Raw genomic sequence first — 11,553 nt, 5'->3', positions numbered from 1 at the left:
GGTGTAAGTGTGTCGTCCGCCACTTTCCAGGCGTCAAGAGTTACCAGTGGTTCAGTCCACCGGGGGCGCGGTGTGGATCTTGGGCGGGCTGGCGACTAGTTGAAGATCCGGAGCTACCACCTGCAGGTTCCAGGGATCAGCAGGTGGTGCGGTATGGCGGCGAGCAGTCGGGGGCCGTCACACCGGGTTGAACGGCCTCCCGTGGTCCGTTCCATCCGTTTGTGGTGGTACTCGTCCTCTTGACCGTAGGTGTCTATACGGGAAAGCTGTGCGCCGCAGTGTCAGCCACACGGGTGAGATTGCTACATGAAGTGTTGCGATTGACTCGACGGCGTCTTGGGAGTGAGTCCTCCAGTGGCCAGGGACAGTGCGTTGGACGGTGACAGCGCGACCGACAGCGCCGTGCGGCGAGCCAACGCCGCTATTCGCGCCGAGCAGGCAGGTCGGCCGGGTAAGCGCAGGCGTTTTCGGCTGAGCGAATGGCGGCTGCCGACCAAACTGATGGTCGTGCTGCTCGTGCCTACGCTCGCGGCGCTCGCGTTCGCGGGTCTGCGTGTGTACACACAGATCAAACAGGCGAACGACCTCGACTACCTGCTCCAGCAGGTCGACCTTCACGCGAAGGTCTACGCGGCTGCCGACGAGCTGGAGAAGGAGGGAATAGTCACCGCGCGGTACGCGGCGGACCGCTCCCTCGACCGGAACCCGGTCAACCAGCAGCAGGCCGCGACGGACCGGGCGGTCGCCGGTGTGCGTACCGCCGCGGAGGCGTTCTACGACGACTCCGACCCGGTAGTGCGTGAGGACTACGAACGGATCTTCTTCCGCCTGTCCGGACTCGGGGCCATGCGTTCGGCCGTGACCGAGGGCGGCTCGCAGCTCGACGGCTTCACGATCGCGGGTATCTACGCCGACGCGATCAGCGCGATCCTGCAGGTCAGCGGCCTCGCGCGGTCGGACGTCGGTGGTGGTGTGCTGACCTCCCGCCTGAACGTGCTCAACGCGATCTCCAACGCGAAGGCGCAGATCGCACAGCAGATCGCGATCATGGCGGCGGCGGTCCAGTCCGGCGGTATCCGCCCGAACGAGCTCGACGAGCTGCAGGCGACGGTCGCGCGGCACGACTCCGCGATCGCGACCTTCAACTCGATCGCCACCCAGCAGGAACTGCAGCGGTTCAACGACACCCTGGTGGGCAAGTCGGTCGACGACCTGAAGAAGGCCCGTCAGCAGATCGTGGTCCGCGGCCAGAGCAACGAGAACCTGGGCGGCGACGTCGAGGCGAACGTCATGCAGCCGGGCGCCACGACGCTCAACCTCTACCGGGGCATCGAACAGGGCGAGCTCTCCGACCTGCGTGACGAGATCGCCGGCCTGCGCAACGACCAGCAGGAAGCGACCCTGCGCGACGCGGCCATCGTGCTCGCCGTGCTGCTGCTCGCCGTCCTCCTGGCCCTCCTGGTGGCGCGCTCGCTGCTCAAGCCGCTGCGCGTGCTGCGGTCCAACGCGCTGGACGTCGCGTACTCGCGTCTGCCGCAGACGGTCCGCCGGATCCTGGCCGACCCGGACCCGGTCGCCGCGTCGAAGAACGCGGTCGAGCCGGTGCCGGTGTTCACCCGCGAGGAAACAGGCCAGCTGGCCCGCTCCTTCGACGCGGTGCAGGAGCAGGCAGTCCTGATGGCGACCGAGCAGGCGCTCCTGCGCGACAACATCAACTCGATCTTCGTCAACCTCTCCCGCCGGTCGCAGGCGCTGGTCGAACGCCAGCTGTCCCTGATCGACCGTCTCGAGCAGGACGAGCAGGACCCGGACCAGCTGGCCTCGCTGTTCGAGCTGGACCACCTCGCCACCCGGATGCGGCGGAACTCGGAAAGCCTCCTGGTGCTCTCGGGCACCGGCCTCTCCCGGCAGCTGTCGCGTCCGGTCCCCGCGTCCGACGTGGTCGGTGCCGCGGTGTCCGAGGTGGAGCACTACGCACGCATCGAGGTGGCCTCCGCACCGGACATCGCGGTGCAGGGCCGCGCGGTCTCCGACCTCGTGCACGTGATCGCCGAGCTGCTCGACAACGCGACCTTCTTCTCCCCCGCGGACAAGAAGGTGATCGTCCGGATGGCGATGACCCGCAAGAAGGAGCTCGCCATCCAGATCACCGACCAGGGTGTCGGTATGTCCGAGGAGGAGATCGCGGCAACCAACGCGCGCCTCGCGGACCCGCCGGACCTGGACGTCGCGGTGACCAGGCGAATGGGCCTCTACGTGGTCGCGCGCCTGGCCAAGCGGCACAACATCACCGTGCGGCTGCGGGACAACGAGGACATCGAGGGCGGCCTGATCGCACGTATCAACGTGCCTGCCGACCTGGTCCAGCCGCTCGGCTCCGCGCCGCGCTCGATGAGCGCGCCGTCCACCGGCTCGCTCGGCATGGGCAGCATGGGCAACATGCCCGGTATCTCGGACCAGACGAGCACCGACTCCAAGCTCAGCGCGCCGATGGGCAACACCAACGCCCCGACGCGCAACAGCGGGATCGCGGGTGCCTTCACCGGCAACATGCCGAGGGTCCGGCCGGACAACGGCCCGCTCGGGCTGCCCGCAGGCCAGGACACCTCGCAGGACCGCACACCCGCCGAGGTCGCGAGCTACCCGCCCTACCAGCCGACCGGCTACGACGGCGGCCCCGGCACGCACACCAACGGGGTTCCGGCGCAGCCCGCGCCGCCGGCGCTGGAGCAGAACGGCCGCCACGACACCGGACCGGGACCGTCCATCGGCGACACCGGCACCGCGCTGTTCGGCGCGCCGCTGCCGGAGCCGGCGAACTACGACCAGCCGACCGGGTTCCAGTCCTACGCAGGCACGACTTCGTCCGCTGCTGGGGAGGCAGAGCTGAACGTCGACGCACCAACCGAGCGGCTGCCGATCTACGAAGCAGTGCTGTCGCAGTGGTTCGAGGCGGCCGACACCGGCTCCGCACAGCAGGCGAGGGCGGATGCCGCCCCGGTTGACGCCGGTACGAACGGCAACAGTCACAATGGGAACGGAAATGGGCATGCCCCGACCGAGCAGGTCGAGGTGGTGCCTGAGCCGACGCCGTGGACCTCACCGGGTGACGACGGTTGGCTCGCCGCTCGCGCGTTGCTGGATGACAAGGCGCCGGACACCACCACGGGTGCCGGCCTGCCGAAGCGTGTCCCGAAGGCACACCTCGTGCCGGGTTCGGCCGCGCCGAGGCATGAGGCAAAGGAGCCACGACCGGGCAGCGGTGGCGACAACACGCTGATCGCACCGCCGCTTCCGCCACGTACGGCGGACGCGGTCCGGGGTCGCATGTCAAGCTTCCAGCAGGGCGTACGGCGAGGCCGCCACGCGCTCATCGACGCATTCGCTGGTGACCCGTCCGGTTCGGATCAGAGTCGTAAAGACGAGGAGCAGGAGTGACGACCGCGTCCGCACAGCAGCCCGGTAGTTTCGGGTGGCTAATCACTGATTTCGTCCGTCAGGTCCCTGGCGTGGCGCACGCCGTCGTCGTGTCGGCGGACGGCCTGCTTCTGGCCGGCTCCCAGGGACTCCCCAGGGACCGCGCGGAGCAGTTGTCCGCCGTGTCGTCCGGTCTCGTCAGCCTCACCCAGGGCGCCGCACGGTGCTTCGAGGCCGGCGGGGTCAACCAGACGGTGGTCGAGATGGATCGGGGCTACCTGTTCCTGATGTCCATCTCGGACGGTTCGTGTCTCGCGGTGCTCGCCGCGCCGAACTGTGACATCGGCCTGGTGGCGTACGAGATGACGTTGCTGGTCGAGCGCGTCGGCCAGCAGATGACTCCGGAGCTGCGAGCTCAGCTTCAGGGCGCACAGCGCAGGTAAGCAGAGCATGCTCACTGCTGCGCGAAGTGGAGGTCCGCGCTCATGCGTCCCACGAGGACTCATCTGCACACGAGGCTTCCGCGCGCCGAAGAGCCAGAGCGGAGGCGAGTAGAAGAGATGCCGGAGAAGGGTTGGGAGGACCTCCCCGAGCACGACGTCGCCGAGGCACCGAACCGGTTCGACGTCGATGGGTTCCGGGCCAGGCTGTTCGGCGGGCCGGGAGCGACGCTGTACGGGGACTCCGGAATACCGGCACAGTCGACGTGGGACAGCAAGGAGATCCCCACTGTCGGCAGGGACGGGATCTCGGACAGCGGGGTACGCCACAGCGGAGCGCACAGTGGTGTGTACTCCAGTGGAGCGTGGGGTGCCGAGGAGTTCCTCGGCACCGACCAGGGTCGTGGCGGCGGTCATTCCGCCGCCGAGACCGGGTCGCTCGTCCGTCCGTACACCAGGACGGGCGGCCGAACCCGCTCCGATTATGATCTTGCGATCGAAGCGCTGGTCTCCACCAGCGAGAGGGGGAAGGCCCCGGACGCGGCGGTGCTGCCGGAGCACAGGTCGATCTGTGGCCTGTGCCTGGACACCAGGTCCGTCGCCGAGGTGGCCGCACACCTTCGGCTTCCGCTCGGCGTGGCCCGGGTACTGATTGGAGACATGGCCGGTATGGGACTGGTCCTGATCCATCAGAGCGGCATGGTCGTCGGCGACCGGCCGTCGATCGAATTCATGGAAAGGGTGCTCAGTGGTCTCCGCAGGCTCTAGTCCCCTCGGCCCGCGCGGCGCGTCCTCACCTCAGCCGACGACCTCGGCGAAGATCGTGGTCGCCGGCGGGTTCGGGGTCGGCAAGACGACTCTGGTCGGTTCGGTGTCGGAAATCGTGCCGCTCACGACCGAGGCCGTGATGACCGAGGCCAGCGTGGACGTGGACGACCTGTCGAACACCCCGAACAAGGTCACCACCACGGTCGCGATGGACTTCGGACGCGTGTCGCTCGACAGCGACCTGATCCTGTACCTCTTCGGTACGCCGGGTCAGCACCGCTTCTGGTTCATGTGGGACGACCTGGTCCGCGGCGCCATCGGCGCCGTCGTGCTGGTCGACACCCGCCGTCTGGCCGACGCGTTCGCCTCGATCGACTTCTTCGAGGACCGCGGCCTCCCGTACATCGTCGCGCTCAACTGCTTCGACCGGGTTCTCCACCACCGGATCGACGACGTGCGCGACGCTCTCACCGTCGAACAGACGGTCCCGATCGTCACCTGCGACGCCCGTGACCGCGAGTCGACGAAGGAAACGCTCATCACGCTGGTGGAGCACGCGATGCACCAGCGCATGAGCGCCCGCGCAGGCTGACACGGCTCGGATCGAGCACCCCACGGACCCGCTGGTCCGCGGGGTGCTCATCTATGTCCCGAGATGTTGCCCGGCCAGGTTGGCCAGCTCGGTCCGGTTGGTCACGCCGAGCTTGGCGTACACGTGGGACAGGTGCGTCTTCACCGTGCTGCGGCTCATGAACAGGCGCGTCCCGATATCCGGGTTGCTCAGGCCGTCGGCCGCCAGCCGCACCACGCTCTCCTCGGTCGGGGTCAGGCTCGCCCACCCGCTCGACGGGCGCCCGCGCCTGCCCCGTGCCCTGCGTGCGTACTCGACCACCTCGCGTACGTCCTGACCCGGCGCCACCCGCAACCGAGGGTCGTCCGTCAGGTCGGCGAGCGCGGTCAGACTGTCCGCACAGGACAGCCACAGCCCGTGCTCCGCCCGGATCGCCAGTGCCGAGTGGTGCAGCTCCACGGCTCTGGCCGGGTCGAGCAGTGCCAGCTCCGACAACGCGTCGGCCTCCACGCGGGGCATCCCGATCCTGCGTGCCAGTGCGAGTGCCCGTTCGCCTGCCTCGACGGCCTCCGACACCGACCCGACCGCCCGCAGTGCCGCCGCGAGGCCCGTCAGCGTCTGCGGCGCCAGGTACACGTCCTCGGTGCCGCCGAGCAGCGCCGTCTCCCGGTTGAACCACGTCACGGCCTCCTCGGGGGAGCCGGCCAGCAACCGCAGCTGCCCCGTCGCCCGCGCGAGCCCCGGTACGAACGGCGGGTGCTCGGCGCCCGCCACGAGCCGGATCACCGGGTCGAGCGCCTCGGTTGCCGCGTCGAGCCTGCCCGCGGCCATCTCCACGGTGGCCAGCACGGCCGCGGCCGACCCGACGCGGTGGTAGTCCGCGAGCGGGCGTGCCATCCGCACGCCTTCCTCGGCCAGCTCCCGTGCCCCGGCCACGTCGCCGCCGTACAGCACGCTCGACGCCAGGAACCCCAGCGCCGTCGACGCCACGCCGCGGTCGCCTCGTGCGGCGAGCCCGTCGATCGCGGTCCGCAGCAGGACCTCGGCCTCGTCGTGGGCGTCCCGCAGGTGCCTGATCATGCCCTGGAGCGCGACGGCCCCGTCGACGACGAAACCCGTCCCGGCCGCGCGTGCCTCCTCGGCGAGCGACCAGGCGGTGTCGAAGTCCAGGTAGAACACGCCGACCGCGCTCAGCAACCGCGCCAGCTGCGCGGTCCCGGTGTCGCCTGCCTCGGTCGCGATCTCGTAGGCGGCCTGCGCGGCGTCGTACTCCAGCCCGAGCGGCCGCGCGGTGTCGGCGACCAGCGCGAGGCCGGCCAGCAACCGCGCCTGCAGCGCGTCACGGGCGTCCGGGCGCAGGTCGATGGCCGCCCGGAGCAGCGACAACCCTTCCGGGCCGTGCCGGTTGAGGTGCCACAGCCACGGCAGGCCCGCCGCGAGCCGCCGCACCGGCTCGGGGTCACCCGGCCGCCACGACAGCGCGGCCCGCAGGTTGTCCTGCTCGACCTCGACGGCCGCGCGCCAGGCGTCCTTGTCCCGGTCCAGCAGCGGTGCGAGGTCCTCGACGAGCCCCAGCATCGTGGCCAGGTGCCGGTCACGGATGGTCTCCTGCTCGTCCGACGCCGCCAGCCGTGCCGCCGCGTAGTGGCGGATCGTCTCCAGCATCCGGTAGCGCGTGACCGCGTCCCGCGTGTCGGCCACGACCAGTGACTTGTCCACCAGCCTGCGCAGCCCGCCGAGCATGTCGCCGCCGCACACGGCCCGCGCGGTCTCGCGGGTGAACCCGCCGGCGAACACGCCGAGCCGCCGGAACAGCACGCGGTCGGCGTCGTCGAGCAGGTCGTGGCTCCACGCCATCGACGCGACGAGCGTCGCCTGCCTGGCCGCCACCCCGCGCGGCCCGCTGACCAGCAACGCGAACCGGTCGTCGAGGCCACGCAGGATCTCCGGCACCGACAGCGTGCTCGACCAGGCCGCGGCCAGCTCGATCGCGAGGGGGATGCCGTCGAGGCGCGCACACGCCGTGCGCACCGGGTCCAGTGCCCCCGTGTCCTGCACGGCACGTTCGCGGAACAGCTCGACGGCGTCCTGCGCGGACAGCGGCGGCACCCGCCACACGGTCTCACCGACGACACCGAGCGGCTCCCGGCTCGTCGCGAGCACCGTAACGCCGGGGCACGCCCGCACCAGTTCGACCACCACGTCGGCGGCCGAGGACAGGACGTGCTCTGCTGGAGGGCGTGACGGTGGACCTGGTGCCGGTCCTGCTCGGCGAGGGCGTCCGCTGGTTCGACGACCTGGCCAAGGCGCCGGTCCGGCTGTCGACCCCGAAGGTGATCGAGGGCGACGGCGTGACCCACCTGGCCTACGACGTGATCCCCAGGTGAGGCCCTGGGGGGTCAGCTCTCGACCAGGGAGGCGGACGTGATGCGGTGCAGCGGGTACTGGCGGACCGCGCCCTGGGTGACGTCCCGTCCCTCCAGCACGCCGCCGCCCACCCGGAAAGGGTCGACCACCCGCTGGCTGGCCACCCCGCGTGAGTCGACGAAGTCGATCCACACCTGGTTGTTGCGCTCGATGGCCTCCCGCAGCAGGGCCAGCGTCGCCGCGGTGTCCGCCGCGCCGGTGCCGCCGGTCAGGGAGACGGTCCGCCCGCGGCGCGTCCCGGCCGCCACGTCACCCGCCCGCAGCTGCTCCACCATCGCGAGCGCGCGTTCCGGTGCCAGGGCGCTCACCGTGGCCCGCCTCGGCCTGGCCGGGGCGGGCAGGCGCAGGCCGGTCGGCCGCAGGTCGAGCACCTGCCCGAGCGAGTCCTCCGCGGCCGGCGCGAAACCGGCGCCACGCAGCTCTTCGAGGACGTCGGCGAGCGGCACCGGGCTGACGAGCACCGTCGGCGCGATCTTGCGCAGTTCCAGCCGCGCGGCGGCGGGGTGGGCGGCCACCTCGGACAGCAGCACCGGGTCGTCGCACCGCAGGAACGACGTCGCCGTGCCGCCACGCAGCCGCCCGTGCCGCCGCGCCACGTCGTCGATCAGGTACGTCAGGCCCTGCGGCACCGGCGTCCGCGACCGCGTGCGGAACAGGTCGTGCAACTCCTCGGCCGTCCGGCCGACGTCCAGCGCCCGCCGCACCGACGACTCCGTGACGCGGTAGACGGTCGCGCTGCCCGCGGACTCGACGTCGGCCACCGCGGCCATGTCCGCGGCCAGCCCCGGCTCCAGTGGGCCGGGAGCCACGACCGTCAGGTCCGCCTGCACCAGCACGTGGTCGAGCGGCTCCGGCATCGAGTCGGCCATCCGCTTGGCCGCGGCGGCCGGGCCGTCCTCCAGCAGCGCGCGGCCCGCGCCGGTCGACGCACCGAGCGCGACGAGCCCCAGCGCCGTCGCCTCGGCCAGCGTCCAGCGGACGATCTCGTCCCGCAGCCGGCCACCCCGGCGCGGTGCCCGCCACGCCATGAGCGCCGCCAGGTCGTCGGGCGACACGCCGGTCCCACCCCGCAGCTCCGCGAGGGTCGACAGGATGCGCCTGCGCTCTGTGGGGGCGGGCGGTCGGCGCAGGTCGTCGGAGAGCGGGGCCAGCACCTTGTCCTTGGCGTCGCGCGCACCCGCGAGCCCCGGCAGGCGGGGCAGGTCCAGCCACGCGGACGCCAGCGTCGCCCACTGGGTGGCGGGCGTCGAGACCAGCCACGGGTCGACGAGCGTGGTCGGCAACCACTCCGGCGAGGTGGCCGCCGAGCTGTCGGCGACCATCCCGGCGCCGAACAGCGTCTCCACGACCAGCCCCGCGCCGCGCTCGTCGGTGTCCAGCTCCCGCGCCACCCTGCGCAGGTCCCGAACCCCGAGCCCGCCCGACTTCAGCACCGGCGGCGGTTCCGTCGACCACGCCTTGACCAGTGACTCGGCCCGCCGCAGGAACTCGAGTGCCTCGCCGGCTCCCGTCGCGTCCACAGTGGACACCTTGTGCTGCCTGGTGTTCATCGTCGGCTCGGTCAACCGGACTGTCCCAAGTGGACTGTTGCCCCGGATCGCGAGCGCCACCTGGCGCGGCAGCTCGACGGTCTCCGCGTCCCTGCGCAGCAGCAGGCCCATGGCGAGCAGGCGTTGCACCGGTGTGCGTGCCTGCTCGAGCGGCACCGAGACGCCCGCGTCCTTGGTCCGGCCCAGCGGGGAGCCGTGTGCGAGCGTGGTCAGCATCCGCCGCTCGGCCTCCGGCAGGTCCGCGAGCATGCCGGGCAGGTCGACGTCGTCCAGCGGGGGTGAGGAGCGCCCGAGACCGGCGGGGAACAGCCCGCCCGCCTCACGGGCGGCGGGCACCACCGAGAGTTCGTCGGTGCCCCACGCGAGTGCGAGCCGCACCAGTACGTCGAGTCCGTCGCGTACCCGCGCCTCGCCCGCGTCCGCCCCGACGACCTCCACGACACGCGCGACCGACACCGGCTCCTTGTCCGCGTCCGCGACGACCAGCGCGTCGAGCACCGCGAGCGTGAACGTGTCGAGACCTTCGGCGGCTCTGGTCACCGACGCCCTGGTCGCGGCCCGCGCCGCCAGCACGGTCGTGTCCGGCGGCGGTGGCGTGGCGAGATCGGGCCGCGCGACGAGCAGGACCGCCAGGGTCTGGTCGTCCTGAGCACGCAGCCAGTCGATGAGCGTGGGGCCGGGCACCCGTACCACGGTATACGCGACAGAGCGTGGACCGCGCTCCGGTAATCTCACCTCGCTGAGCTCGCCGTGCGTGAGCCGGCGGCAGAACCCGAGCAGAAGGAGGTCCCGTGGCCAAGAAGGGCGGCAACACCGGCCGCATCGACCCGCACTGGCCCGCCGACGACGACCACGGGCAGCACCCGGTCAGCGAGCTGGCGGCCGACCGCCAGGGTGCGCTGTCCCCGTACGGCGACCTGGTCTTCCCGCTCGAGGCCGTGCCGTACGAACATCCGGTCACCGAGATCAACAAGTAGGTTCGAAAGCGATGCCGGTTCCAGGCCCTGGCTATTCCATCACCGTCCGCGTCGAGGCACCGCCGTCGGCGAGTGCGGCGGGCGACCTCGCCGGTGCCGCCGGCCGGGCCGGGGCGGTGATCACCGCCTTCGACGTCGTCGAGTCGCACACCGACCGGATCGTCGTCGACCTCACCGCGAACACGCTCTCCGCGGCCCACGCCCGCGACATCACCGCGGCGCTCGAGGAGCTGCCGGGGGTGACGGTCCGCAAGGTCTCGGACCGGACGTTCCTGATCCACCTCGGCGGCAAGATCGAGGTGGCCTCGAAGGTCCAGCTCCGCAACCGTGACGACCTGTCGCGTGCCTACACCCCTGGTGTGGCCCGCATCAGCCAGGCCATCGCCGAGAACCCCGACGACGCCAGGCGCCTGACCATCAAGCGCAACACGGTCGCGGTGGTCACGGACGGGTCGGCCGTCCTCGGCCTCGGCAACATCGGCCCCGCCGCCGCGCTCCCGGTGATGGAGGGCAAGGCGGCGCTGTTCAAGAAGTTCGCGGGCGTCGACGCGTGGCCGGTCTGCCTGGACACCCAGGACACCGAGGAGATCATCCGCACGGTCCAGCTGATCGCCCCGGTCTACGGCGGCATCAACCTGGAGGACATCGCCGCGCCCCGCTGCTTCGAGATCGAGGCGCGCCTGCGTGAGCTGCTGGACATCCCGGTGTTCCACGACGACCAGCACGGCACCGCCATCGTGGTGGTCGGCGCCCTGCGCAACGCGCTGCGCGTGGTCGGCAAGGAGCTGGCCGACTGCAAGATCGTGGTCTGCGGTGCGGGCGCCGCGGGCTCGGCGATCATCCGCCTGCTGCTGCAGAAGGGCCCCGGCGACGTCCTCGCGGTCGACGTCAACGGCATCGTCCACCCCGACCGGGACGACCTCGACTCGAACCTGAGGTGGCTGGCGCAGAACACGAACCGGAACCTGGTCAGGGGTTCGGTCACCGACGCGCTCGTCGACGCGGACGTCTTCATCGGGGTGTCCGCGCCCAACCTGTTCGGCGCGGAGGCCGTGGCCACGATGGCCAAGGACTCGATCGTGTTCGCCCTGGCCAACCCGGACCCGGAGATCGACCCGCTCGAGGCGCAGAAGCACGCCGCGGTGGTGGCGACGGGCCGCAGCGACTACCCGAACCAGATCAACAACGTGCTGGCGTTCCCCGGCGTGTTCCGCGGCCTGCTCGACGCGCAGGCCAGGGGCATCACCGACTCGATGCTCCTCGCCGCGGCCGACGCCATCGCGGACATCGTGGACGGCGACCGCATCAACGCGTCGTTCATCGTGCCGAGCGTCTTCGACTCGGCGGTCGCCCCCGCGGTGGCCGAAGCGGTGGCGAAGGCGGCGCACCCGTAGCATCGGTTC

General features: G+C 71.3%; 9 protein-coding genes. 7 read left to right on the top strand and 2 right to left on the bottom strand.

The window, feature by feature from the left end; genetic code table 11:
• The first annotated feature begins 354 nt into the window (after positions 1-354).
• From CLV71_RS37430 to CLV71_RS37410, 4 genes are all read left to right on the top strand, one after another.
• Positions 355-3,438, top strand: coding sequence for a sensor histidine kinase (locus tag CLV71_RS37430; RefSeq protein WP_133907639.1), 3,084 nt, complete (start codon positions 355-357; stop codon positions 3,436-3,438).
• The gene (locus tag CLV71_RS37425) at positions 3,435-3,860 is read left to right on the top strand and encodes a roadblock/LC7 domain-containing protein (protein WP_133907638.1); all 426 of its coding nucleotides are present in this window, start codon (positions 3,435-3,437) and stop codon (positions 3,858-3,860) included. The genes CLV71_RS37430 and CLV71_RS37425 overlap by 4 nt, the downstream gene beginning before the upstream one ends.
• Before the next feature lie 117 nt (positions 3,861-3,977).
• On the top strand, positions 3,978-4,625 hold the full coding sequence (locus CLV71_RS49790) for a DUF742 domain-containing protein (protein WP_341771702.1): 648 nt from the start codon (positions 3,978-3,980) through the stop codon (positions 4,623-4,625).
• Entirely contained in the window at positions 4,606-5,217 is a 612-nt protein-coding gene (locus CLV71_RS37410) for a GTP-binding protein (RefSeq protein ID WP_133907637.1), read from the top strand. The genes CLV71_RS49790 and CLV71_RS37410 overlap by 20 nt, the downstream gene beginning before the upstream one ends.
• 51 nt (positions 5,218-5,268) lie before the next feature.
• Here CLV71_RS37410 and CLV71_RS50270 read toward each other — a convergent pair whose 3' ends face one another.
• Positions 5,269-7,398, bottom strand: coding sequence for a helix-turn-helix transcriptional regulator (locus CLV71_RS50270; RefSeq protein ID WP_133907636.1), 2,130 nt, complete (start codon positions 7,396-7,398; stop codon positions 5,269-5,271).
• A 38-nt stretch (positions 7,399-7,436) separates the two neighbouring features.
• On the opposite strand from CLV71_RS50270, the gene CLV71_RS37400 reads away from it, so the two are divergent.
• On the top strand, positions 7,437-7,583 hold the full coding sequence (locus tag CLV71_RS37400; RefSeq protein WP_208297945.1) for a dihydrofolate reductase family protein: 147 nt from the start codon (positions 7,437-7,439) through the stop codon (positions 7,581-7,583).
• Between the two features lie 12 nt (positions 7,584-7,595).
• Here CLV71_RS37400 and CLV71_RS37395 read toward each other — a convergent pair whose 3' ends face one another.
• The gene (locus CLV71_RS37395; protein ID WP_133907635.1) at positions 7,596-9,857 is read right to left on the bottom strand and encodes a helicase-associated domain-containing protein; all 2,262 of its coding nucleotides are present in this window, start codon (positions 9,855-9,857) and stop codon (positions 7,596-7,598) included.
• Positions 9,858-9,964: 107 nt separating this feature from the next.
• Between CLV71_RS37395 and CLV71_RS37390 the strand changes: the two genes are divergently transcribed.
• Both CLV71_RS37390 and CLV71_RS49780 read left to right on the top strand, forming a co-directional pair.
• Positions 9,965-10,150, top strand: a complete 186-nt coding sequence (locus tag CLV71_RS37390; protein WP_133907634.1) for a hypothetical protein — start codon at positions 9,965-9,967, stop codon at positions 10,148-10,150.
• 11 nt (positions 10,151-10,161) lie between these two features.
• Positions 10,162-11,544: an NAD-dependent malic enzyme gene (locus CLV71_RS49780; protein ID WP_133907633.1), complete on the top strand. Its 1,383-nt coding sequence runs from the start codon at positions 10,162-10,164 to the stop codon at positions 11,542-11,544.
• Positions 11,545-11,553: the final 9 nt, after the last annotated feature.

The sequence above is a fragment of the Actinophytocola oryzae genome (genome assembly GCF_004364325.1).
Classification (GTDB): Bacteria; Actinomycetota; Actinomycetes; order Mycobacteriales; family Pseudonocardiaceae; genus Actinophytocola; species Actinophytocola oryzae.
This window is presented reverse-complemented; position numbering and strand designations above follow the sequence as displayed.